A 24,194-nucleotide genomic window follows, 5' to 3' on the forward strand; every position below is an offset into this window, starting at 1 on the left:
TAACTGAAACATGTTCTCATCCCTGCTCTACTCCATGTTTAGGTTTTGGCCAATACACAGTAAATGTAGTTCCATTTTCGCCATCAGAGTCAACTTCTATTTTGCCACCGTACTGGTTCAGGTGCTTGAGCACAACAGAGAGTCCTATCCCACTGCCTTCTACTTCATCTCTGGATTTCAACGTTTGAAAAAGTTGAAAGATACGCTCAAAGTGTTTTGGATCTATACCTGGGCCATTATCTTCAATACCTACGACGTAAAAATGTTGCATTTCGCGAAAGCTAACATTGATTTGTGGGCTTGATTTATCGTTGTGCTTAACTGCATTTCCCAATAAATTTAGCATGATCGTTTTAAACGGAACGGGGGCGACCGTTAGCTCTGCAGGCTCAACATTGATAGTAAACTCTTCTGGGGCGTCTAAGAGTGGCGTTAAATCTGCTACCAGAGTTTCCAACACAATGCGCTTTGTGGTTGTATCTTTACGACCAATTTTGGCAAATGAAAGTAAGTCGTCTAAAAGCTGATACATCCTATTGGCACGATTGACAACTAAGCGAAGATTCTCTTGCGATTCCGTTGGCAGAATATTGTGGCAATCTTCCTCAATCCAACCAAGGAGTCGACGTATGGCATTTAAAGGGGCTTTTAAGTCATGAGAAGCGATATGGGTAAAATCATCTAAATCATCATTAGCGTTTTTCAACTGCCGAATCAGATTTTCGCGATCTGTGATATCTCTGCAAATACATAAAATATGCGGCTTTCCGCTGGCGTTGTAAAATCGCCTTTTTATCGTTTCATATACCATCCTTTGACCTGCTGATGAGTACGCCTCTTGTATACTGACACACTGGCCATCTTTGAACGCTTTTTTGTCTTGGTTGAGTATATCCTTAGCCTCTTGGCCACTAGGCTCTTTGACATTGGTATTGCCAATAACCTCATGCTGTCTATCTTTAGGGAAAAGTGACATGAACGCTTGATTGGCGTAAATGAACCTAAATTTGGCGTCTTTAACGTAGATCCAATCCTTATTATATTCAGAGACAAGCTGGTCAAGTTCGCGTGCTTGGTGAGATTCGATAATATGTTTGTGCTGCTCAAGATGGCTAGTAATGCCGCGTACTAACACATTTAAGGTAGATATATCCTTGGGCAAAAATTCACGTTTTTGACTGTAATATAACTCTAAATAACCAAAGGGTACCTTGCCATCAGCGGCGTCACCAAGAACGATTGGCATACTTACGCGATGATAATCGTCGTCAATGCAAACCCAGTTCGCGTCTGTTAACTCTGTGGTGTTTACCTGATCTCGATAATACAACGACTGTCGAAAAGAATGGGTATCTGCGAGCATTTGCGCTGTGGCATTTCCGCTGTGGGCGACGGGGATAGCGATATTTTGATAGTGACATGCCAATCTGCAGTAAAGTGGCTCGAGCGTTAGCAAAACAAGTTCGCAGATATTATTGAGGTTGACCAGTAAGGAGGGATCTAAATTCAGCTGCCATTCTGAATCTTCTGCAGCCAGATTAGGTCTTCCGATGTAATGTTCAATCTCTAGCATTTGCCTTCCTTCTCAGCTATCCATCATTTTTAGCCGAGCGCTTGAATCGTTTCATCAAGCACTCCTTGGTTTAATTCACCTTTTACTAAATAACGTTGAACGAACTCATACTTCAAAGCCCGCTCTTTATCTTCACGTCGCTCAGAAGATGAATACATCACGACCACACAAGACAATATGGCTAATTGCGTACGAAGAATGGCAAACTCTTTCAAAAAATCGAACCCGTTTACTTTAGGCATATTTATATCTAAAAAGATGACTATGGGCGGATATTTGTCGGGGTGTAACCGTAGATTCCGTTCGTAATCTCGCAGGTATTCAAGAGCGGTTGAGCCATCGTCCTTTTCTTCCACTTTATCAACACCTAACTCCCTTAACTGACGGCGTAGAATATATCGGTCGAGCTCACTGTCATCTACGATAAGTACTTTTACTGTTTTCATATTTACACCTGTTTAGGCAATGTAATAGCAAAAGAGGTGCCACGCTCTGATGTCTCTACCGATATGGTCCCCTTTAAAATTTCCACATGTTTCTTCACAATCGCTAGGCCCAAGCCTGAACCTGAACTTACCTTGGGGTGAAAACGTTTGAACATCTGAAAAATTTCATCTTTTCGAGCGCTTGGAATACCTAAACCGTTATCTTCAACCACTATCTGGTATTCACCCTTTACACAGCGTGACGATACCTTCACATATGGCTCAGTCTCTTTAGAGTCATCTCGATACTTCCACGCATTTGATATCAAATTCTCTAATATCTGCACAATACGCACTTCGTCACTGAATAGCGGCTGGGTCATGTCGTCTTTTAAGTGAACAAATCCCTTGGAGATATTTTCAGGTCCAAAAAGTCTCTGCTCTATTGATTCTACGACCGCATTCAATGAGATATTAGAGTAGTGACCATTTTCTGCATCTGCTGAAGTCAACGACAAAATACCGATTACCAAAGCCTCAAGACGCTCCATTTGATCATGAATTTTATTGGTATCAATGATGGCATTGGCATAGTTGCCATTCTCAATGTCTTCGACAATAAACTGGGTCAGCATCTTTGATGAGGTGAGCGGTGCTTTAAGATCGTGAGAAGCCCGATATGCAAATTGTGCTAACTCATCATTTGCTCGTAAAAGGCTGTTTGTGCGTTCTTCTACTAGGCGTTCGAGCTTCTGGTTAATCTGGGCAGTCAGCATTTCATTAGCAATACGTTTTTTAGCGACTTTTAACAGTGTTTTCAGCTCTCCTGGTGTACGTTTTTCTATCTGCTCAAACAGAATTTGCGTGTCGTCAGTGCGTCGTAGTAATTTAATTGTGTTTCGGATAGAAGAAGAAATCGTTTTCGACATGTAACTAATAAAGAGGATATTAAACAAGGAAATACAGATAACAAAAGGGATCATAGTGCGCATAACAAAAGATACAGTATCTGCAACTGGCTTCTCAAAATCCGCAGAGTTTCGATTAAATCTCAGTGCAACGTCTCTCAGATCAGTAATAAAGGTGTCACGCTCTATCAAACCTTGAGCGTAATTATCGATAACGCTCAATGCAAAATTGGCGTCATTGATATCTTTTTTACATATTTCTACTGCGTGGAAAGTACCTATTTGGCGCATGATAAAACCGTTGACAAAATCCACGGTATCTAAGCATTCAGTGGGTTGCTGGCGAACATTTTTGACTGCCATCCGCAACTGCTCTAGGTCACTTTCTCTTTCATCTACTTGGTCTTTTTCCAACGTCGAAATATATGTTGAAAATTGAACGGTGTACTTAAGATGCAAGGAGTTCAACTGATGAAACTTGGCGCCTTTGGAGATCTCAAGTATCGAAAATAGCGTGAGCGTTATTTCGAAAATGGTCAACACAACGATAAGCAGGAGTTTACTGGAGATTTTCATTGGTATCTCTATGGGTGCGGTTTTAAAGGCTTTAATTTTTTATTATCAATGATTTACAGTCGTCCACCCTTTAACTTTAGTCAAGTAAATTAAAATGTGTTGGTTATATCGTTATTTATTAACATAATCGGCGCTGGGAATGTTTCCAACTTTATATCAGCAACGCCGCTCGTCTTCGTTATGTTGATGAAGTAGGAGTGTGGGAAGCCCGCGCGTCGTATAAAATCAATAGCAATATACGGGTGAAAGTAGAGGCGATTAACCTATGTAGCGCACCGAAATCTCAGGACTACTATGTGCAAGGTAACTTGGGAGAAGTAAACGATTACCGCCCTCGTTTATTCGCAGGTGTCAGCGTTAAATACTAACTGCAAGGCGTCAATTGCTATGCACATAGCAATGAACGTCTAATACAAGTCAATGCCGCTCAGTTCTGTTAAGCAGAAGACCTGAGCGGCATTTTTGTATTTATCACTAATATGACTACGTGCTCGTCAGCTTGCTAGTTAGCTTCCAGAGTGAGCGTCACACCGCTCTCATCTCGCTGTAAATGCTGGCGACTATTGAGTAAAAATAGACGATTGGTATCAACATTGGCAGAGTTAACTAAAAAGGTTTTAACCGCTTTAGCCCGCGTATCGGCCAGTTTGCCCAGGGCATGCGGAGGAATATCAATACTGCTTCTCACCTGATTGTACATGGCAATAACTAGGGCTTGGTCCAACTGCTCTTGAGTGATAGTGCTTTGGCCATCAACTGCATCAGGCTGGTCTTGCAACAATTGGGCTTTTACGGTGAGTCTTTCTTCATCCACTTGTTTATTCGTCGCGCTAGTAAACATAGTGGTTAATGCACTTCCAAACGGACTGGCTAGTACTAGCGTACTTGAAGATAAATCAACAGGAAGAGCAGCCTCCCCAGACACATCAAGTAACTGTTGCTGCAATTTTTGTTCGGCCAATTCGAACGCATCTGGCACCTCGTTCACTGTCCCCTCAATGTTAACTCGCAGGCCTGGGCGCTTAGCCAAAGCTTCAGCTAATGTATTCAATTTTTCAGATATATCCTCGTTCAGCGCAGCAGAGCCAGAGGAAAACGCAACTTCGTTCAACTCGTCGTCACTGCCGACTAAATTAGCCAATAAGGAAAAAGGCGCGGTGACGGCTTTGGTAATTAAGTTGCCGAGCGCTTTTAAGATGATAGAGCCAAAACCGAAGCTAGGGTTATTCAAATCACCTGACACTTCCATGCCTAAGTCAATCACTCCATCTGAGTCTTGTAACAACGCAATAGCGAGCCCCAGTGGTAGGCTAAGCGCCTGATCTGAATCTGTTTTTCTCCCCAAGGTTAGCTGGTCAATCACCACATGGTTGTCACCTCGTAACTGATTGTCCTGCAGGGAATATTTCACATCCAGAGACAACAACCCTCTATCAATAAAGTGCCCCATGTATGTGCCTGAATAGGGATTAACCGAGGTCAGCTCTGCGCCACTGACTGAAAAATTCAAATCAAGAAACATGTCCTCAAGCAGAGGGTTAATCGCCCCATTTAATGCAACAGGCGCATAGCCATCAATTTTGCCAGCAATATCCACTTCTGCAGGGTTATCAGCACTAGACGACAACCCAGCAATACTCCCATTGAGCGCCTCGATACTGGATGCAAAACGCGGCCTTAGTGAATTATCTTCAAAGTAAGCGCTGCCACCGAGCAGGCGAATTTCACCGATATTAATCGCCATTGCAGGTGCTGTTTCAAGTGATGTTTGCTGGTCAGATTGATGTGCTGTATCACTACTGTCATCAGTTGCTGGTGCATGCTCAGTGATCCCATCATTTGCAGCTTGCTGTACAACCAAATCACTGATATTGGTATTTTTATCTTTATCAATCACTAGTTTGGCGAAAGGCTTATCAAAGGCGATTTTTTGTAGTGAGAATGCGCGTTTCTGTGAGTCGTATTGAATGCCAGCCACTTGCATATCTTGCCATTTAAGCAGCGGCTCTTGCTTGGGGCCGTCGGTGACCACAAGCGCACTCACGCCAGCCTGCCCCGTAAAGCTAATAGGGCTATTTGCACCAGCAGCAAATGTACCCGATACGCCAGCGTCTCCCTGTTGCATGTTGACGTTTAAATACTGTGAGATGTAAGGCTGTAATTGCGACAAGGCGAACTGGCTAAAATCTACCGAACCGGACAGTTTTTGCTCCGCAACCATAACCTTACCGTTAGTCGCAAACTTACCTGATGCACTCGTTGGGCGCTTAGTAGCATCACTTGCTACCCCGAGCTGTAATGTATAATCAATAGGGCTTTCAAAACGCGTATCGATTACCCCTGTCGAGGCATTGATATCAAACACGCGCCAGTGAACGTCGTCAGCAACCATACTTTCATTTACATCAACCCCACCATTATTTAATGCAAATGATTGCAAGATGACACGCCATGCGGGCTCGGCGGGCTTGGGTGAAACAGATGCAGCCTGTGATTCCGTTCGAGACTCGTTTTGTGGCTCTGTGCCCTGAGCAGTTTTAGCCTCTGGCTCAGGCTCTGATTGTGGCTTCGTTTTAGGTTCAGCTATCGATTCTGTATTGAATTCAGCGTTCGAAGCAGAAGATGTTTCTGATTTCGGCGTCAGTAAAGCAACCAGATCCACACCGTTTTTATCGAGGCTCGCTTCAAACCACGGTTCATCGATTCGAATACTATTAATATCAATCTGCTGCGTAGCAGTATCAAGTTCAAAATCGTTTATGTGTATACCTGCGATATTAATTTTAGGCTGACTCGTCGCATCACTCATCGTCAAGTCCGAAACGCGCAGTTGCGCACGGTTAACTTGTAAATGCATGTCGCTATCACCCTGTGTCACGGCATAGTTCAAATTAAGATCTAACAGTCCGCTTGTGAGTTTTGCTGCCATTAATGCATTCGACAATGGCCACAAAGGCGGCAGGGCAATACTCTCTAATTCGATTTTCCCTTTGACGTCAACGGGCGACAATTGAAATTGCCCGTCAAGATGAACCGCCCCGCCCTCATCGGTTAGTAAGGTAAACGCATAGTGATTTTCGGGTAGAAGGGCATCCCTCTTTGTGGCAGGTACCGTGATTGACGCGAGTGTATCTAGGTCGGTTAATTCGAACCCTAACTCTGGGTAATTGATTTGAGTGCCTGTCACCTTGTCTGACAGCATCACGTGGCCGTTTGAAAGTCGGAATAATCCAAGGCGAATATGTGGGATTTCGCTAGTCGCTTCATCCTCCTGCGGTTGCTTATCGCCATTTTGAGAAAGCGCTTCAATCATACCAGTGAAATTAAAACGAGTATTATCGCCACCCGCTGTGCGTGCTACGTGAGCATATGGCTTTTCTATAAACACATGTTCAACCGCTGGTGTCAGGTGTAATAACGATTGCCAAAATCCTGCATCTAGCTCTAATAACGCAACGCGCACAAAAGGCTCATTGCTAGCTTGTTCGTTAATTTGAATATTCGTTACCCGGACGCGCAATAAAAAGGGATTAATGCGTATTTTTTCGATGTTTACATCACGCCCTGTTTTTTCACTTAGCACACTGGGCAACTGAGATTGCAACACCAGCGGCGTGATAACACCTAAAATCAGTGCATAAAGGAGATAAGCAATAACCAGATAAGTAGCAATACGTACCCACTTTGCTTGCTTGCTGAACGTTGAAGCTAAATTTTTGAATGACATGGCAGGCTTGATGTTAAAACGAGAAGAGTATTATAGGCTGGCGAGCCGACCACAGATAGACAATAAGCCCGCCAAACGATGATTAAAGTAAAGAGGTTAACTTACCTAACCCAGATTGAAGCAATGCTTGGGTGTCGCTGTCACCGCTTAAGTAAGCGTTGATTTGGGTCACAAAACTACTGATCATGTCAGAATCTAAGCCAAGGGCTTCAAATTGCTTCTTCAATTCGTTAATGCTGCTTAACGAAGAGCTATATTCAGAAGCCTTGTCTAACAAGCCTGACATGGCAGAGCTTTTCGACGATGAGTCAGAAGACACGTCTGGAACGTAATCCATTAGACCATCTAAGCCAGGAATACTCGAAGCAAGCTGGGTGTAATCACCACCCGATAGGTTCTCTTTAGCATAATCAAAAATGGATGCAACACCGCCTTGAGACTGCTCTTCACTCACCCCTAAATTATCAGACACCATGCTAACCAAGCTTGCTATATCTAATGATTCAGATGCCTCTGAAGCGTCACTCTGCGTTGTTTGGACTGACTCAGTGTTGCCGGATTTACCTAGCAAACCTTTCAATTTATCTACTGTGTCATTCGCAAACGCCTGTGACGACAAGCTCAACGTGGTAATAAGTAAAATAGAAGATAGTTTCGTGCTGCTTTTCATACTGCTTTTCATATATATAAATCCTTAAATTGTTCAATAGAGTGAGTATTTGGGCTGAATACATGTCACATACCACTAGAAACGCGACGTAAATAGGCACCCGCTCCCCTTCATGCTCGTTTTAGAATGCGATATGTGTATAAAGTTCGATTTTGCCCGTTCGGTTAAGACCGCTCTGTTGATAAATTTCGGTTAATAAAGTGAAGTGTCATTAAACGGTATATGTTAACGCAGATTACAGCGGTTTACTCCAACCAGAGTGTAAAGGTTGTCTTTACACTTCAAGGGTCGCAAGTAACGAAAAAGCCCTGAATTACTGCACTTCAGGGCATAGAGTTTTACACAAGCATCACGGGATTGACTGCTGTATCAGCTCAGCATGATTTGCTCAGCTTTGCTTACTCAGTCAACAGACTGATGAAAGCAAATTTACTAATAGGCCTAGCTCACTATGCAAAAAGCATTGAGCTTATTGCCATCTAGGTCCCTGAAATATCCTGCATAAAAACCCGATTTGGCATCCGCTGGGCGAAAGCCTACATCGCCCTCAGTGGTGGCCCCCAACTCTAATGCCTTTAAGTAAAACGCATCCACTTGTTCTGGGGTTTCTAGTGCAATCGCCACCATAGTGCCATTACCCACAGTGGCGGGCTCTTTATTAAAGGGCAATGCCACTCCAAGAGATGCCTCTCCCTGGGCTTTGGCCCATGCAATAAAGTAGTTAGGCTCTTCCATAAATCGCGTCGCCCCTATCGTTCCTAACAACGCATCATAAAATGCACCTGACTTCGCCAAGTCAGCTGTTCCAACCGTTACGTAACCAATCATTGCGCTCTCCTGTAAGTTATTAATTAACGCAACTTCATAGTAGCCATTGACTACTGACAGCTAATGTCAGTAGTGTTTGAATAACATAACGTCAGGTATTCACAACGCCAAAGCAATCAAATATGCGCAAAGCCGAAAGACTCAACGATATTGTTCATCACTTACGCAGAATGCACCAAGCAGTGACGGCGCAAACCTTAGCTGAAACATTAGAAGTAAGTCACAGAACCATTTATCGCGATATACAAGACCTGATTGATTCCGGTGTGCCGATTTTGGGTGAAGCGGGTGTAGGGTACGTGATTGATAAAAAGTACCATTTACCTCCCATCATGTTTGATGCCGATGAACTAGAAGCAATCGCCTTGGGCATTGGTATGGTGAGTAACTGGACTGACGAAAAGTTCGCTGAAAAAGCGCAAAGTGCTTATCGCAAAATACAAGCAACTCTGCCCGCCCCTTTAATCAACGAGCTTCATCAAATCAGTACGTTTTCGGCCCCCAGTCGCTATAAAATCCCATGGCAGGTGAACTTCACCGAAGTGCGAGAATGCATAAGGCGCAAGCACCTTGTAAGCTTTACCTATACAGATTTAAGCGACCAACAAAGCCAGCGTACTATCCGGCCTCTGGCGTTAATTTCTTTTAGTCCTATTTGGCTACTCGCCGGCTGGTGCGAACTGCGCGGTGCGTATAGAAACTTTCGCCTCGACCGAATATCCGAATTTACAAAACTCAATACACGCTACCAAGACGAAAAAGACAAGAGCCTCGCAACCTACCTTAAGATGGTAAAAGATGAGGAAAACAAAGCGAACAAGAGCAATGGAGATTGTTAATACAGATAGTGAGATATAGCTGCGTGTTATCTTCAGGCTCATGATGCAAAACGCTGATTGAAGATCTGGCCTAGTCATCACATTCAGCTAATTGAGACAACGCTTGCAGATCAATTCACACTTCTAGTGTGCGGTACGTACCTAGAGTTAGCATGCCTAAAAAATAAGTTACATTGCGTTAGCTCGAGTCCTTGCTCGGTTTCCTGCACATAAGGGTTTAGTTCTACTACGACAGAGACGTGTTCGGTTTGCCCTAAAGAAACAGCTAAGATTGATTTGTATAATTGATATTTCAAGGTCAAATCAACACTTGAAGGGACCCAAGGCATGCGCAGAATCAGATTAGAATTGCAATTTGGTGCCTGAATTGGGAAAGCGCTCTTTTTTAAAAGCACTTCAAACTGCCCACCATTTTGCTCGAATTCTTGCACTGTATAGCGCTCTACTTGCACCACGTTTTCGATATCAAGCGTAAAACTCAAGTGATAGTACGGCTTGCCTGACGCGCTAAAATTAGTCACGTATTTAGGTTTTATATCAATTACTTGAGTAGCAGAATTCTCTATCTGCTGGGTTGACCGTTCTTGTTGGTTGGGCTGGCTGCTTGTTGAACAAGCACTCAAACATGGCAAGAGAACCCATAAACCGACACTAAGGGTTTTTCGTGTTCCAAATGTTACTTTCCTCAAGATACTGTTCCCACTTTTCAATGAATTCCCTTGGTTTACCCTTACCCAGCGGCGTATTGTAATATTGTTTCCAATAGTTTGCCTGCGCCTTTACATCTCCCGCATCAGGTAACTTTTCTGGTACCCGCATATAGTGAATTCGCGCCATTGCCGTTGCGTATTTGTCGTTGCCCTCAAGCTCTGCAATTTTGTCCGCATCGGGCGAGCTAAGAAAGGCAATAGCCTTGGCAGCAAGCTCACTGCGATATCTTAAATAGTTGTCCCAAATATCATTATGAGTGGCCGGTTCGATTTGATAATAACTCAGCGCAGGCCCACCGCCCATTTGAACGCGATATTTTAAAAACAAACTTTCCTGAATAGCTGTACCCAATAACAACTCTTCCGCGGCTATGCTCGAGGCGCCCATTTGGTTTAATACCGGCTTAATGATACTTTGCCGAAAATCGATTATTTTTCTGATATCCATTTTCATTTCTCCTATTTTTGATCTTCGTTTGACGTCACTACTTCAATGGTGGTGTTTGATTCTTTTACCCTGATTTCAGTTTCAGCCTGATGAGATAGTTTATCGAGAATGTTGGGGATCATTTTTTCGGAAAAACCAGCGATAAACGCCCACAATAAGGCTTTGGCTGCATCTATAGTGTGTTGCGGTTGAATTTGGAAAACACTTTTGAGGCCGTTGTACTCATGCTCCTTGTTTACAAATTCCGGAAACAACGGCCCGCTAAGCATGTCGGTAATAAAAAAGGCGTAACAAATCCAACCAAGTAATCCGGCAATAATCGGAGAAATATATATTTGTAGGATCGCGTTTGCCTCGACTCTAGCTGAGACCACGCCCTTTAAGCGAAAGTAGGTACTTATTATGCCTCCGCCCGCCCCGGTAATAAAAATTGCCATGGTTAACGGGAACTCCACTTCACCATTTGCTGGTGTCCATAATGACACGGCTAACAGCACGAAGATAATGAGTGGTGGCATACACGCATGGAAGAATACGTTTCTTGAAATGCGAAAAGCGTTCGGTTTAAGCATTGTTATTTCAACTTAGTCGATTAACTCTTCTAGTAATAGCGAATAAACCCCAATCTGACCAGTTACCACGCTAATCGCTGTTTCGTAACCCGCTATAGCAATACCTTCAAGTGCCAGTGTTTTGGTAACTTGATGTATCGCTATACGTTTCCCATTTTGCAAAGGTGAGCATCAGCGACACCATTTCACCTGTATTGACAGTGGTCTCATTAGCAAACAACTCTAAATCTTCGTCTGAGTCTTTTCCAAGAGAATGTGAAATCAAATATCAAGCACAATAAAACCGACTTGAGGGTAAAGCTCGTTCTTTTTAGGAACGAAGTGTCGTCGGCCCCATCCACATAGATGACATCGAGAGAGTAGTTCCCTCAAGAGCGCCTTTACCAATTTTTGAGTCATTAATTTTCGTCGCCATACCCTCTGGCTATTCGAGAACGAGGCTTAATGTGTTATTGAAAACTTGAAAAGCAGAAGTCGATATACTAGATTCTGGCTGTCTACGTGTAATAGCTGTCGCGTAATATTTTTATGGATGAAAGGGACAGCAACGTGAATTCCTCAACATCAACACTCCCACTTTCTTACTTCTCTGCTTTTAGTGGGGTGCATTCAAATGCTTGAACTTCTAGGCATCATTATCGCTTTTGCCTCAATCATGCTGACACTGAGTTTACTCGTGACCACTACTTTGACAGCCTTAAATACCGGCGATGTCGTTAAATATTGGATTATGAAACAAGGTATGAGGAAGCTAGCCGACTGCATCGCAAAAGAAACAACTCAGGATGACGAAATCCAGAACAGAATAAAATCGTCTATCGATAGTGTTATTGGTAAAGGCATCGCCCGTTCACGCAATGCGTACACATCTTTTGATGAGCTGTTAAACGCATATCAACAAGCTAACAATAAATCAAATCTCCTTCCCGATAATGTTGAATTAGATAAGGATAAACTGGCGCGCTGGTTTTCGTTGGTAGAAGATGAAACGCGAGGAAGATATAAGGGCTATAGCGACGTTATGTCGATTCTTATTGCTTCTGTGTTTGTCATTGTACTTCAACTTGACGCCATCACACTTATTAAAGATCTTAGTGATCAGATGAGACAGAATTCTGTTTTTAATTTATCGGAAGAACACACCAAGCCTGGGCAGGCCACTAATTTACTTGTCAGCGAGTGCAATATTCCCAATGCAAACATCGCTAGATGCCCCACTCATAATAAACTTTATTTGGAAAACCATATGCCACTTAGGCCTTTTCCCCATAACTGGTCTTGGAATGATTATCGGAGTCATTTGGGGGGGTTATTGCTCAGTACCATACTCATAAGTTTAGGGGCTCCATTTTGGTTTAACACCTTGAAAAACATCTTGGGGCTAAAAGATGCTGTCGCCATGAGATACGAGACAAAAAAGAATAAAAAGTGAATTCACGGAATAAAGCAAGGGATTATAATGAGCGGAAAATCAAACAACACTATAAATCAGTTTATGCAAGACATTTACGGGCCAGACAATAGTAGAAAGGCTGATGCCAAGTCGAAAGTTAACTGGTTTTCCTGGCCCCCGGATATTTTCTGTATTACATCCATATTATTTGATACCTCAGGTTGGTATCGACTCGTTGTTGAGAGTCCACCGGTATTTCTAACAAAAATTCACAAGTATGAAATTTCATGCTGGTTAACTAACCCTGAATGGACAGAGGAAATTCAGGAATACGCCAATGCGTGGCGACTTTGGCTGCACATGGTACAACTAAAAAAAATCAATAAGTTAAAAAAGATAGATATATTGGAGTGCGACCCAACGGAGATTAGTAACCAAAGGCTTACGGCAACCATAAAATCTATAGAAAAATCGACACCTAATTCAATTAAGCACGTTAAGTCTAAAAGTTTTAGACGCTTATTGGAGAAGTTTCATCGTTTTTGGGAAGGAACTAAAGCCAGATATCTTGATGAATTGGTAGAGGATGACAGTCTCTTTTACGACACACGAAAAAGTGATGAACTAAATAAAAAAGATAAAAAATACGTCGAATTTATAGTCGACGTGATAGAAATGCATGCCATCGCAGATTTAGTTTCCGTTAATTTGGGTGTTGTCCGCCCCAGTGAAGCACAACGCGGTGTCTTGGAACTTGAAGCCAATACCATGCTTCTGTCGAAAGGAACTCTATCACGTATTTCTAAAGCTCACGGTATCGTACTACCTAAACTTCGCACACCTAAAGTAGGTTTGTCCCTTAGGTCCATGTCACACAACCTCTCTTTCATCAAGTCAGAAGTTGAAGTTGTATGGCGAACTCTCCCCTGGATGAATCTCGATGAAAACACGTTAAATATCGTCATTATTCCCAAACCTAATGAAATAAGTAAAAGCTGGTTTAAACCTATCACTCCGCGTTTTAGGGCTTCTTTCGACAGTGCTAGATACTTTAGCTTTGAGCCGCAAGAGGCCGTTGAAAATCGGGATGCTGCATTCGTGCGAGAGGTTCAGAGAATTATCGAGTCTAGTCGCAAGCACTGCAGACGTGTGCATATGCTGGTTCTGCCTGAACTCGCTATTTCTGAAGCGGAATTGAATCACTTGAAGGAATATTTATTCCTCAATTCATCAAACGATCAAATTCCATTGGTTATGGCCGGCGTCAGATCCTCACGCAGTAGTGTTGAGGATGACGATAATGGCGATACTCGATGTGCTAAGACAGTGAGCAACAGAGTAGTATTGAGTGCATATTTTGCTGGAAGATGGTACGACCTATATCAGGACAAGCACCACCGCTGGAGGTTAGATTCAAGCCAAATAGAAAATTATGGGCTTTCTGGTTTTTTGCCAGGGGGGGGAAGTTGGTGGGAGAACTCATCAATTCCTAAACGAAAAATAGCGTTTCTCAGTGCCACGGGATGGTTCACATTATGCCCTTTGATCTGCGAGGATTTAGCAAGAGTTGAGCCGGTATCTAGAGTCATTCGAGGAGTAGGTCCAAACCTTGTGGTTGCAGCTTTGTTAGATGGCCCTCAAATGAAAGAGAGGTGGCCAGCCCGCTACGCTACTGTTTTAGCAGAAGATCCAGGGTCATCGGTACTCACGGTAACTGCGTTAGGAATGTGTAAGCTATCTCAGCCGAAAGGAAAGTCATTTAAACCCATTATTGCACTTTGGAAAGATCAAGCCGGCTCGTTTGAAGAAATATCAATAGAAGAAGGTTCCGCTGCAGTAATGCTAACAATAGAGGGAACAAAAGATACAGAATATACTGCTCATGGGATAGGGGATAATGCCGCCGCTGGTGTACTCGCTTTGCGTAACGTACATCAAATTAAACTACCAGTAGAAGATGAGTCGGAAAAAAAAGAAGAAGTCAGATACTCAGAACACAGTCCCTGTATTAAATATCTCGAAGCCTTTATAAACGATGACGCAGACTCCCGTGAAAATAACTTGAAAGAACTGTCGATGTTTACCTATTTGATTAATTTTTTTCTTTTCACCTCCACTGAACTCGTTTCTAGCCAAACAATTGATGACGGAAAAAGTCCTTTGGACAAGGAAGCTGCAAATGAAGAACCAGATAATGGCAGTCTGTCGAGCAGTATTATTCTCTACCTCTTCTATAAAGTTTGCTGTCTTACCCGAGAAGCAAAACACACTAACAAAACGGATAGGAAAAAGACAACTAGAGAAATTAAAGAAAAGATTCAGCAACTTGCCAATGAATCCAAAACAAAGGAGCCGGGCCAAAACATTTTACCCTTACTTTTTGTTTGCTGCTTAGTTTGTGATTTTTTTGATATAGCGAGTTTAGAACGTGATGCTTTCCTGCAGTTTAAGAAAAGTGACAATGAGCCTGAATTCGAAAATGTTAAGCAAAGAACAACACTTAAAATATCTTACCTTGAAAAACTAAAAGACACCGTAAAGGGCTTTATTCCAGAAAATTATAGACCGCTCAAATATACTGAGTTGAAAGAAGGCATAAACGGGATGCTACTCAGTAGTGCTGTAGTAGATGAGCTTGAGAAACTGGGACATATGTGGGTGGTGAGATATGCCCAATCGGTTTCATTGGGCATTTTATGGGGAATTTACCTTCACCTTTCGACTACAACTAACATTAGTGCAAACGACACCAAAGCAAATGCACTTATGGAAGAAATTGAAACCTTATTTGCGTTCACTGATAAACCCTTTGATGTTAACGGACAACCTGATATTTAAGAAGGGAGAAACCTGTGCCGAGCTGAACGACCAGACATGGATCTCTGGGCTGGAGGAACTTCATCAGGAACGTGTTAACTCTGTACTCAATAAATCCAATAATCCAAATCCCAGACACAAAAAAGCCACATAAAGTCGGTTTGTGTATCTCTTTGTGTAGACAACAAAGAGATGGTACCAGTGGGCGGGCTTGACGGGACCGACCTTCGGCCGACACGCGTGCGTGGCGACTTCGTGAATTTCAGACACAAAAAAACCGACTTGAGGGTGAAGCTCGTCTTCTTAGGAACGAAGTTCCGCCGAGTTGCACGACACCGCATGGATGCGGTGGCTGGGGGAATTTCATCAGGGATGTGTTAACTCTGTATCCAGTACATCCAATAAACCAAATCCCAGATACAAAAAAACCAACTAAAAAGTTGGTTTAAATGTTTGGTACCAGTGCGGGCTTGATGGGACCGACCTTCGGCCGACACGCGCGCGTGGCGACTTCGTGGATTTCAGACACAAAAAAACCGACTTGAAGTCGGTTTGTGTACTCTTTGTGTAGACAACAAAGAGATGGTACCAGTGGGCGGACTCGAACCGCCACGCTTATTCAGCAACGGATTTTGAATCCGTCATGTCTACCAATTCCATCACACTGGCAAAGGTGCTTTCAGGTTGCGTGCAACCTTTAAGAGCGCCGCATTATAGCGATTTACCTGAAGCGCGCAAGTGATTTTTTGCCTTGCTGTTTTAATTGCTCAACTTATCATCAACTTTACCATTTTTGCTATCGTCCCTACCCTAACCCTCATTAACTATGCGAAACTATGAGTAAGTAACTATTGCCTTAAAACGCTTACTTTTTTGTATGCTGAATTTCGCTTCACCTGAGAGAACGCCCTTTTGACTTCTGAGCATTATTACCGCGCTGGTTTTTTTCGTCGCTTAGCCGCGATTATTTACGATATTTTGGTCGCTGTTGCTGTGGGTATGTGCGCCGCTATGGTGATGTTGGTGGCTATGTTGTTATTGGTTGAAAACAACGTGCTGGACAACCACGGCTACGAGCATTTCAGTGATTTGATTCAGCATGCGCCTGTTTATCAATACGTATTACAAGGTTGGGTTGGCGCTTGGGTTATCGCGTTCTTTTTATGGTTTTGGCGCAACGGCGGCCAAACGATTGGTATGCGCGCTTGGCGTCTGCGTATCGTGAGCACGAATGAAAACCCGTTAACGTATCCCCGCGCATTTTTACGCATGGTGACGTCATTCTTAGGTTTGGGTACCTTGTTGGTATTACTCGACTATAAACATAAGCAATCGCTGCAAGATCGCATTGCGGGTACCGAAGTGATTTGCCTAACGAAAGAAGCCAACCACCATCGCAGTTGGCGTCATCTGAACTAGCTGTTTAGTCATGACTGAAAGCGCCTCTAGCGGCGCAAAAGATGGATCGATATACCGGTAAATACCACACTTGGCAAAATAGCACCGATAAAAGGCGGTATGTGGTACACAGTACTTAATGAACCGAACACTTCATTACTGACGAAAAAGCCAAATCCCGTCAGCACCCCCATTATCACTCGGGCCCCCATGGTCACACTGCGCAGTGGCCCAAAAATAAACGACAAGGCCATCAATAACATGACCCCAACCGAAATCGGTTGCAGCACTTTACGCCATAATGCCAAACGGTATCGCTCAGAGTTTTGGCTGTTGTTCTCTAAGTAATTCACATAATCAATCAACCCACGGATGGACAGTGCTTCAGGCTTCACTGTGACCACACCTAATTTATCTGGCGTTAATGACGAAGCCCATGCCCCGTCAGCCGCGTCTTGTACTTGAATGCGGTTATCGGAAAACTCAGTAGATTGAACATGGCTCAACTCCCATGTTTTGTCTTGATACGTAGCGCTTTCTGCGGTGGTAATTTGGCGCAAATACAATTCGTTATCGAACTCGTAAATACTCACATCCCGCAGAGTATCTTTATCAACCACTTCGCCGATACTCACGAAGTTATCACCGTCTTTAGCCCACACTAATCTGTCAGATGAGAACAAACTACCGCCCGATATTGCTTGGGTGCGAATTTCTTTGGCTTTGGTCTCACTGACCGGGGCAACCCACTCGCCAATGACCATTACAAATAACACCATTAAAATGGCCGACTTCATGGCGGATATAATAATGTTCCAGCGACTTTGCCCTGCCGATTGCATCACTACCAATTCACTGTTGCTGGCTAAAATACCCATGCCAATTAAGCCACCAATCAAAGTAGCCATAGGGAAAAACTGCTCAAGCTCACGGGGTAAACTTAAGAATACGTAAACAGCGGCAACAGTCATATCGTAACTGCCTCTGCCAACGCTTTTCATCTGTTCGATGAATTTGATTAATGCGCTTAGGCCAACCAATACACCTAAGCTCATGGCTGTGGTGCTGAGTAGCGTACGAGCGATGTACCAGTCGAGGATTTTAATCATGCTTTGTTCCCCCGCAATCGTGCTCGTATTCGCACGCCCACTGGCCGCCCTTTAAAGATCAGCGTCATACCAATGATACCTATGACAGCGTGCACCCACCATAAACCGAGCATCGGCGGTATTTTGCCATCTTCGAGCACTTTACGCCCGGCAAGCAACAACAAAAAGTAACCAAGATACAACATGAGTGCTGGGAACATTTTACCAAAGCGCCCTTGTCGCGGGTCAGCAGCGCTTAAGGGCACAGCAATAATCACCAAGAAAAATAAGGATAATGGAATTGCAAAACGCCACTGCAATTCGGCTATAGCATCGATGGATGAGTCTTCAAACAATTGCATGGTGGTGTATGCCGATAATTTGCGCCGTTTTTGCTCTGCTTCTTGCTCTGCAATTTGAATTTGATACTCACCAAATTCGACCACGCGGTAGTCCTTTTCACCGAGCGTACCTTCGTACTGAATACCATCGCCAAGCACTAGCGTTTCAGAGCCATCAGGCAGTTCACGCAAGCCGCCTTGTTTAGCGTAAACCAAGTGTACATTTTGGCTATCGGTGGTGGTGTCGTGTTGTGCCATAAACACACGTTTGAGCGGTTCACTGTCGTTACCGATTTCATGTACAAAAATCACTGCTTTTTCATTGGCGGTTTGTTGAAAACGCCCAGGAATTAATGTGGTTAAACCTGTATCTGCACCCGCTTGTTCTTCAAGTTGATATTCTCGCTCTACTGACAGGGGCGCTATCCATAATGTCATGGCTCCTGTTATCAAGGCCATGATCACAGCAAGCACTAGCATAACGCGTGTCACGTACCATTCACTGATACCGCACGCCCGCATCACAGTCATTTCGCTGTCTACGTACAAACGGCCATGAGCAAGCATGATCCCCAAAAATAAGCTCAGAGGTAAAATAAGCGAGGCCAATACCGGCATACTCAAGGCTAAGAAACCCAGAACTAGGCTAGCAGGAATGTCACCGTTTGAGGCTTCAGAGAGCACCCTAACAAATTTATTGGTAATAAAAATGGCCATCAAAACCAGAAAAACGGCAGTTTGGGATTTGACGGTTTCTTTAACTAAATAACGAAATATCAGCACGCAATATCCAACACAAAAGTGGTAATTTTAGTGGCAAGCTACAAAATTTTAAGTAAACTTAACGTTTTCACACGTTTCATTTGCAATGTGTGCCATTTTAAAGCGCTTGCCCGCACGTAATCTACAGATTATGTCTGGCTTGAGCTCTTCTTGCAATTGCAATGAAACGCTGTTTATAAAGATAACGCCGTAGCGCTTTGCACAACATCACAATAACAAATTCAAAAAGCTCAGTGTTACAACCAGTATGTAATGACAGATTAACAGTTTCGTGACGAGGATGCCCCGTGGAATTTAGTGTAAAAAGTGGAAGCCCAGAAAAACAACGTAGTGCCTGTATCGTAGTCGGTGTATTTGAACCACGCCGCTTAACCTCAGTGGCCGAACAATTAGACGAAATCAGTGGTGGCTACCTTAGCAACCTATTGCGCCGTGGAGATCTGGAAGGCAAACCGGGCCAAATGTTATTGTTACACCATGTACCTAACGTACTGAGCGAGCGTGTATTGTTGGTCGGTTGTGGTAAAGAGCGCGAGTTAGACGAACGTCAATACAAGCAAATCATCTCTAAAACCATTAAAACCTTAAATGAAACGGGTTCAATGGAAGCCGTATGTTTCTTATCAGAGCTTCACGTTAAAGGCCGTGATACCTACTGGCGTGTACGCCAAGCGGTTGAAGCGACGCAAGACTCTTTGTACACCTTCTTGCAGTTGAAAACCAAAAAAGGCGAGCCGCGCAGACCATTACGTAAAATGGTGTTTAATGTACCGACACGCCGCGAGCTAACAATTGGTGAGCGCGCAGTTGAACACGGTTTAGCCGTATCATTGGGTAGCAAGACCACCCGTGACGTAGCCAACATGCCACCCAACATCTGTAACCCTATGTACCTTTTCGAGCAAGCCAAAGCCCTTGAAGCTGAGTATGAAAATTTGCACGTTGATTCAGTCAACGAAAAGCAAATGGATGCCCTAGGCATGCACTCTTACCTTGCGGTAGGGCGTGGCTCAGTGAATGAATCCATTATGACCATCATGGAGCATAAAGGCGGCCCTGCTGATCAAGCCCCTATTGTGCTCGTCGGTAAAGGTTTGACCTTTGACTCAGGTGGTATTTCTATCAAGCCAGGCGAAGCCATGGACGAAATGAAATACGACATGGGCGGCGCAGCGGGTGTTTTAGGTGCCATGCATACCATCAGCGCACTTAACTTGCCGATAAACGTCGTAGGCATATTAGCTGGCTGTGAAAACATGCCTGATGCCAATGCGTATCGCCCTGGTGACATTTTAACCACCATGTCAGGTCAAACCGTTGAAGTGCTAAATACTGATGCCGAAGGCCGTTTGGTACTGTGCGATGCTTTAACTTATGTTGAACGCTTCGACCCAGAATTGGTTATTGATGTAGCCACCTTAACCGGTGCCTGCGTTATCGCTCTTGGTCACCACGCGACGGGTGTATTCAGTAATCATAATCCTCTTGCCCATGAGTTAGTAAATGCATCAGAGCAAAGTGGCGACAAAGCTTGGCGCATGCCGCTGTGGGATGAATACCAAGACCAACTTGAAAGCCCATTCGCTGATATGACCAACTTAGGCGGTCGCCCAGCGGGCTCAATTACCGCTGCTTGTTTCTTGTCGCGCTTCACGCGTAAGTACAACTGGGCGCACATGGACATCGCAGGTACAGCTTGGGTTGGCGGTAAAGAAAAAGGCTCTACTGGTCGCCCTGTACCTATGCTATCTCAGTTCTTAATGAACCGAGCAGGCATTGAGTCAGAAGATTAGTCAGCCAATAATAAACGGATAACCTGATGTCAAAGGTCACGTTTTACCTGCTTGAGCAAGAAGCAGAAGCAACCAGCCAACAGCCAGCGCACCTTGCGCTGGCTTGTCAATTGGCGGCCCAGTGTTTTAGCAATAAACAGCGCTGTGTGGTGATGTGCCAAAGTCAGGCACAAGCAGAACAATTCGATGAGCTGTTATGGCAACTGCCTAACGATCGTTTTGTGCCGCACAACCTCACTGGTGAAGGCCCACAAGCGGGTACGCCTGTTGAAATTTGCTGGCAACGCCCAAGCCAATTTAATAAGCCGGTACTGATTAATTTGGCTGACAACATGCCTGATTTTCATGGCAAATTCAGTCGAATTTATGATTTTGTACCCGCCGCGGATGCGCTAAAGCAGCAAGCTCGTGAGCGCTATAAGCATTATCGCGCCGCAGGCCACCAACTAGATACGTTACCCAGCACTGAGTTACTCAACTCACTCGCTGGTCATTAGTCATCGCAATAACGAGACCCAACACCATGGATAAAACATTTAGCCCACAAAACATTGAACAGCAATGCTACCAAGCGTGGGAAGATAAAGGCTATTTTAAAGCCAGCGGCGAAGGCCAACCTTACTGCATATTACTACCGCCCCCCAACGTGACTGGCAGCTTACACATGGGCCATGGTTTTCAACAAACCATCATGGATACGCTAACTCGTTATCACCGTATGAAGGGTGACAATACCTTATGGCAATGCGGTACCGACCACGCGGGCATTGCCACGCAGATGGTGGTAGAACGTCAGTTAAACGCCCAAGGTAAAACCCGTCACGACTTAGGTCGTGAAGCGTTCGTTGAAAAAATTTGGGACTGGAAGAAAGAATCTGGTGGCAACATAACCCAACAGATGCGCCGTTTAGGTACGTCACCCGATTGGGATCGTGAAGTATTCACCATGGATGACGACTTATCGGAAGCCGTGAACGAAGTATTTGTTCGCTTGCACGAAGAAGGCCTGATTTACCGCGGCAAACGCTTAGTCAACTGGGATCCGGTATTGCACACTGCGGTATCAGATTTAGAAGTACTTAGCGAAGAAGAAAATGGCTTCATGTGGCATATGCGCTACCCATTAGCCGATGGCACAGGTGAGCTGATTGTCGCCACCACGCGCCCCGAAACCATGCTGGGTGACACAGCCGTTGCGGTTCACCCTGATGATGAGCGTTACCAAGGCTTTATCGGTAAGCAAATCAAGCTGCCGATTACAGGCCGTCTTATTCCGATCATCGCAGATGACTACGTTGAGCAAGACTTCGGTACTGGCTGCGTAAAAATTACCCCTGCCCATGATTTCAACGATTACGACATGGGTAAACGTCATAACCTAGAGATGATAAACATTCTCACCGATGACGCCAAAATTAACGATGTTGCCCCTGAGCAATACCGTGGCCTTGACCGCTTTGATGCACGTAAGCAAATCGTCGCTGATTTAGACGCCGCAGGCGTATTGGTTAAGATTGAAGACCACAAATTAAAAGTGCCCCGAGGCGATCGCTCTGGCTCGGTTATCGAACCTTATTTAACCGATCAGTGGTATGTGGCAGTTCAAGAGCTAGCGAAACCCGCAATTGATGCCGTGAAAAGTGGCGAGATTAAATTCGTTCCTGAAAACTGGGACAAAACCTATTACCAGTGGATGAACAACATTCAAGACTGGTGTATTTCACGCCAACTTTGGTGGGGTCATCGCATACCTGCTTGGTATGACGAAAATGGCAAAATCTACGTTGGCCGCACAGAAGCTGAAGTACGCGAAAAGAACGGCCTTGATGCCAGCGTCACATTGCGCCAAGACGAAGACGTGTTAGATACGTGGTTCTCTTCTGCCCTATGGCCATTTGCTACTATGGGCTGGCCAAAGAAAACCCCAGAGCTTGATACTTTTGTACCTAGCGCCGTATTGGTTACCGGTTTCGATATTATTTTCTTCTGGGTAGCCAGAATGATCATGATGACCAAGAAATTCACTGGGCAAATTCCGTTTAAAGAAATTTATATCACCGGGCTTATCCGCGACGAGCAAGGCGATAAAATGTCTAAATCGAAAGGCAATGTTATCGACCCTATCGATTTGATTGACGGTATCAGTATTGATGACTTAGTCGCCAAGCGCACCTCAGGCATGATGCAACCTAAACTAGCCGCTAAAATCGAAAAGAATACCCGCAAGAGCTACCCAGAAGGCTTTGCTGCTTATGGCACCGATGCATTGCGCTTTACGTTTGCTGCGATGGCGTCTACCAGTCGCGACATCAGCTTTGATGTGAAGCGAGTTGAAGGCTATCGCAACTTCTGTAACAAGTTATGGAACGCATCGCGTTTTGTGATGATGAACGCTGAAGACCAAGACACTGGCGCAAATGGCGGCGACATGGAGCTTAGCCTAGCGGATAAGTGGATTTTGGCGCGCTTCCAGCAAACCTTGAAAGACTTTGAAGATGCCTTAACGGGTTATCGTTTCGATATTGCAGCGAACTTGGTGTACGAGTTCACTTGGAATCAATTCTGTGATTGGTACTTAGAGCTATCGAAGCCGGTACTTAACTCTGAAGTGAGCACTGACGCGCAAAAACGCGGTACCCGCCATACATTGGTCAATGTACTTGAAAGCATTTTGCGTTTAGCGCATCCGATTATGCCGTTTATCACAGAAGAGATATGGCAGAGGTTGGCGCCGCTATGCGGCATTCAAGCCGACAGCATCATGACTCAGCCATTCCCAGCACAAAGCGAAGCGCTGCGCGACGAAGACACACTGGCTGAAATGGAGTGGATCAAAAGCGTGATTGTGGGCATTCGTAATATTCGCGGCGAAATGGATATCTCACCTAATAAACCGTTAAATGTGTTGCTTCGTAACGCCAGTGCTCAAGATTGGCAACGTTTGCAAAGCAGCCGTGAGTTTTTAGGGGCGCTAGCCAAACTTGAAAGCGTTGAATTGTTGCAGCCAGAAGAAGAAGCCCCTGCCAGTGCTACCGCGCTAGTAGGTGAGATGGAGATTCTTATTCCTATGGCTGGGCTAATAGATAAAGACGCAGAACTGGCCCGGATTAACCGTGCGTTAGCAAAAATTGAAGCTGACTTTGGCCGTACTCAAGGTAAATTGAGCAACGAAAAATTCGTTAGCAATGCACCACCAGCGGTCATTGATAAAGAAAAAGCCAAGCTTGATGACTTCACCATGCAAATGACGAAGTTGAAAGAGCAGAAACAAACCATTGAAAATTTGTAAGTAGTCCCTCCTGCGC

General features: G+C 44.3%; 19 protein-coding genes, 1 tRNA gene and 1 pseudogene. 8 read left to right on the forward strand and 13 right to left on the reverse strand.

Annotated features, from left to right (window positions below; translation table 11 throughout):
* Nucleotides 1-16: 16 nt before the first annotated feature.
* From PATL_RS18180 to PATL_RS18190, 3 genes are read right to left on the reverse strand one after another with little or no spacing between them, the layout of a single operon-like run.
* Nucleotides 17-1,573 carry a PAS domain-containing sensor histidine kinase gene (locus PATL_RS18180; RefSeq protein ID WP_011576275.1) on the reverse strand — a complete coding sequence of 519 codons (1,557 nt, stop codon included), beginning with the start codon at nucleotides 1,571-1,573 and terminating at the stop codon, nucleotides 17-19.
* 29 nt (nucleotides 1,574-1,602) lie between these two features.
* Nucleotides 1,603-2,019 (reverse strand): response regulator, encoded by a 417-nt coding sequence (locus PATL_RS18185; RefSeq protein WP_011576276.1) that lies wholly within the window; start codon nucleotides 2,017-2,019, stop codon nucleotides 1,603-1,605.
* A 2-nt stretch (nucleotides 2,020-2,021) separates the two neighbouring features.
* Nucleotides 2,022-3,482, reverse strand: coding sequence for a sensor histidine kinase (locus PATL_RS18190; protein ID WP_011576277.1), 1,461 nt, complete (start codon nucleotides 3,480-3,482; stop codon nucleotides 2,022-2,024).
* Between the two features lie 131 nt (nucleotides 3,483-3,613).
* Here PATL_RS18190 and PATL_RS22975 point away from each other — a divergent pair.
* Nucleotides 3,614-3,850, forward strand: a pseudogene (locus PATL_RS22975) (hypothetical protein); the annotation flags it as partial.
* A gap of 134 nt (nucleotides 3,851-3,984) precedes the next feature.
* Here the strand turns inward: PATL_RS22975 and PATL_RS18195 are convergent.
* The 3 genes from PATL_RS18195 to PATL_RS18205 all read right to left on the reverse strand — a co-directional run bounded on the left by PATL_RS18195 (nucleotide 3,985) and on the right by PATL_RS18205 (nucleotide 8,707).
* Complete coding sequence (locus PATL_RS18195) at nucleotides 3,985-7,209, reverse strand: DUF748 domain-containing protein (RefSeq protein ID WP_011576279.1); 3,225 nt, start codon at nucleotides 7,207-7,209, stop codon at nucleotides 3,985-3,987.
* 82 nt (nucleotides 7,210-7,291) lie between these two features.
* Nucleotides 7,292-7,879, reverse strand: coding sequence for a DUF2780 domain-containing protein (locus PATL_RS18200; RefSeq protein WP_041714593.1), 588 nt, complete (start codon nucleotides 7,877-7,879; stop codon nucleotides 7,292-7,294).
* 441 nt (nucleotides 7,880-8,320) lie between these two features.
* Nucleotides 8,321-8,707 (reverse strand): VOC family protein, encoded by a 387-nt coding sequence (locus PATL_RS18205; RefSeq protein ID WP_011576281.1) that lies wholly within the window; start codon nucleotides 8,705-8,707, stop codon nucleotides 8,321-8,323.
* 122 nt (nucleotides 8,708-8,829) lie between these two features.
* Between PATL_RS18205 and PATL_RS18210 the strand changes: the two genes are divergently transcribed.
* Entirely contained in the window at nucleotides 8,830-9,546 is a 717-nt protein-coding gene (locus PATL_RS18210; protein ID WP_011576282.1) for a helix-turn-helix transcriptional regulator, read from the forward strand.
* Between the two features lie 110 nt (nucleotides 9,547-9,656).
* Here the strand turns inward: PATL_RS18210 and PATL_RS18215 are convergent, their stop codons facing one another.
* The 4 genes from PATL_RS18215 to PATL_RS22730 all read right to left on the reverse strand — a co-directional run bounded on the left by PATL_RS18215 (nucleotide 9,657) and on the right by PATL_RS22730 (nucleotide 11,541).
* Nucleotides 9,657-10,235 (reverse strand): hypothetical protein, encoded by a 579-nt coding sequence (locus PATL_RS18215; protein WP_081429952.1) that lies wholly within the window; start codon nucleotides 10,233-10,235, stop codon nucleotides 9,657-9,659.
* On the reverse strand, nucleotides 10,198-10,704 hold the full coding sequence (locus PATL_RS18220; RefSeq protein WP_011576284.1) for a hypothetical protein: 507 nt from the start codon (nucleotides 10,702-10,704) through the stop codon (nucleotides 10,198-10,200). The genes PATL_RS18215 and PATL_RS18220 overlap by 38 nt, the downstream gene beginning before the upstream one ends.
* 11 nt (nucleotides 10,705-10,715) lie before the next feature.
* Nucleotides 10,716-11,276 (reverse strand): hypothetical protein, encoded by a 561-nt coding sequence (locus PATL_RS18225; RefSeq protein WP_011576285.1) that lies wholly within the window; start codon nucleotides 11,274-11,276, stop codon nucleotides 10,716-10,718.
* Between the two features lie 106 nt (nucleotides 11,277-11,382).
* The gene (locus PATL_RS22730; RefSeq protein WP_157043426.1) at nucleotides 11,383-11,541 is read right to left on the reverse strand and encodes a hypothetical protein; all 159 of its coding nucleotides are present in this window, start codon (nucleotides 11,539-11,541) and stop codon (nucleotides 11,383-11,385) included.
* A gap of 348 nt (nucleotides 11,542-11,889) precedes the next feature.
* Here PATL_RS22730 and PATL_RS18230 point away from each other — a divergent pair, with 348 nt between their 5' ends.
* Together PATL_RS18230 and PATL_RS18235 are read left to right on the forward strand one after the other, a co-directional pair.
* Nucleotides 11,890-12,708 (forward strand): hypothetical protein, encoded by an 819-nt coding sequence (locus PATL_RS18230; protein ID WP_011576286.1) that lies wholly within the window; start codon nucleotides 11,890-11,892, stop codon nucleotides 12,706-12,708.
* A gap of 27 nt (nucleotides 12,709-12,735) precedes the next feature.
* Nucleotides 12,736-15,507, forward strand: coding sequence for a hypothetical protein (locus PATL_RS18235; protein WP_011576287.1), 2,772 nt, complete (start codon nucleotides 12,736-12,738; stop codon nucleotides 15,505-15,507).
* A 562-nt stretch (nucleotides 15,508-16,069) separates the two neighbouring features.
* Here PATL_RS18235 and PATL_RS18240 read toward each other — a convergent pair.
* Nucleotides 16,070-16,155 (reverse strand) — tRNA-Leu (locus PATL_RS18240).
* 243 nt (nucleotides 16,156-16,398) lie between these two features.
* Between PATL_RS18240 and PATL_RS18245 the strand changes: the two genes are divergently transcribed.
* Nucleotides 16,399-16,905 carry an RDD family protein gene (locus PATL_RS18245; protein ID WP_011576288.1) on the forward strand — a complete coding sequence of 169 codons (507 nt, stop codon included), beginning with the start codon at nucleotides 16,399-16,401 and terminating at the stop codon, nucleotides 16,903-16,905.
* A gap of 26 nt (nucleotides 16,906-16,931) precedes the next feature.
* Here the strand turns inward: PATL_RS18245 and lptG are convergent, their stop codons facing one another.
* Together lptG and lptF are read right to left on the reverse strand one after the other, a co-directional pair.
* Nucleotides 16,932-17,993, reverse strand: a complete 1,062-nt coding sequence (gene lptG / locus PATL_RS18250) for an LPS export ABC transporter permease LptG (RefSeq protein WP_011576289.1) — start codon at nucleotides 17,991-17,993, stop codon at nucleotides 16,932-16,934.
* Entirely contained in the window at nucleotides 17,990-19,096 is a 1,107-nt protein-coding gene (lptF, locus tag PATL_RS18255; protein ID WP_011576290.1) for an LPS export ABC transporter permease LptF, read from the reverse strand. The genes lptG and lptF overlap by 4 nt, the downstream gene beginning before the upstream one ends.
* Before the next feature lie 287 nt (nucleotides 19,097-19,383).
* On the opposite strand from lptF, the gene pepA reads away from it, so the two are divergent.
* Genes pepA through PATL_RS18270 form a run of 3 tightly spaced genes read left to right on the forward strand, consistent with a single transcriptional unit; the run spans nucleotide 19,384 to nucleotide 24,178 of the window.
* Nucleotides 19,384-20,889, forward strand: coding sequence for a leucyl aminopeptidase (gene pepA / locus PATL_RS18260; protein ID WP_006994216.1), 1,506 nt, complete (start codon nucleotides 19,384-19,386; stop codon nucleotides 20,887-20,889).
* Between the two features lie 26 nt (nucleotides 20,890-20,915).
* A complete protein-coding gene (locus tag PATL_RS18265; protein WP_011576291.1) occupies nucleotides 20,916-21,386 on the forward strand; it encodes a DNA polymerase III subunit chi in 471 nt (156 codons plus the stop codon).
* 26 nt (nucleotides 21,387-21,412) lie between these two features.
* A complete protein-coding gene (locus PATL_RS18270) occupies nucleotides 21,413-24,178 on the forward strand; it encodes a valine--tRNA ligase (RefSeq protein ID WP_011576292.1) in 2,766 nt (921 codons plus the stop codon).
* The last annotated feature ends 16 nt before the right edge of the window (nucleotides 24,179-24,194 follow it).

It is taken from the genome of Paraglaciecola sp. T6c, from assembly GCF_000014225.1.
Classification (GTDB): Bacteria; Pseudomonadota; Gammaproteobacteria; order Enterobacterales; family Alteromonadaceae; genus Paraglaciecola; species Paraglaciecola atlantica_A.

Bases quoted from the DNA above. Each gene is read 5' to 3' on its own strand.
- PATL_RS18190 (WP_011576277.1), bottom strand. From the start codon at position 3,482: ATGAAAATCTCCAGTAAACTCCTGCTTATCGTTGTGTTGACCATTTTC.
- PATL_RS18225 (WP_011576285.1), bottom strand. From the start codon at position 11,276: ATGCTTAAACCGAACGCTTTTCGCATTTCAAGAAACGTATTCTTCCAT.
- PATL_RS18195 (WP_011576279.1), bottom strand. From the start codon at position 7,209: ATGTCATTCAAAAATTTAGCTTCAACGTTCAGCAAGCAAGCAAAGTGG.
- PATL_RS18210 (WP_011576282.1), top strand. From the start codon at position 8,830: ATGCGCAAAGCCGAAAGACTCAACGATATTGTTCATCACTTACGCAGA.
- PATL_RS18270 (WP_011576292.1), top strand. From the start codon at position 21,413: ATGGATAAAACATTTAGCCCACAAAACATTGAACAGCAATGCTACCAA.
- PATL_RS18200 (WP_041714593.1), bottom strand. From the start codon at position 7,879: ATGAAAAGCAGCACGAAACTATCTTCTATTTTACTTATTACCACGTTG.
- PATL_RS18185 (WP_011576276.1), bottom strand. From the start codon at position 2,019: ATGAAAACAGTAAAAGTACTTATCGTAGATGACAGTGAGCTCGACCGA.
- PATL_RS18230 (WP_011576286.1), top strand. From the start codon at position 11,890: ATGCTTGAACTTCTAGGCATCATTATCGCTTTTGCCTCAATCATGCTG.
- PATL_RS18235 (WP_011576287.1), top strand. From the start codon at position 12,736: ATGAGCGGAAAATCAAACAACACTATAAATCAGTTTATGCAAGACATT.
- lptG (WP_011576289.1), bottom strand. From the start codon at position 17,993: ATGATTAAAATCCTCGACTGGTACATCGCTCGTACGCTACTCAGCACC.
- PATL_RS18180 (WP_011576275.1), bottom strand. From the start codon at position 1,573: ATGCTAGAGATTGAACATTACATCGGAAGACCTAATCTGGCTGCAGAA.
- PATL_RS18265 (WP_011576291.1), top strand. From the start codon at position 20,916: ATGTCAAAGGTCACGTTTTACCTGCTTGAGCAAGAAGCAGAAGCAACC.
- PATL_RS18220 (WP_011576284.1), bottom strand. From the start codon at position 10,704: ATGGATATCAGAAAAATAATCGATTTTCGGCAAAGTATCATTAAGCCG.
- PATL_RS18205 (WP_011576281.1), bottom strand. From the start codon at position 8,707: ATGATTGGTTACGTAACGGTTGGAACAGCTGACTTGGCGAAGTCAGGT.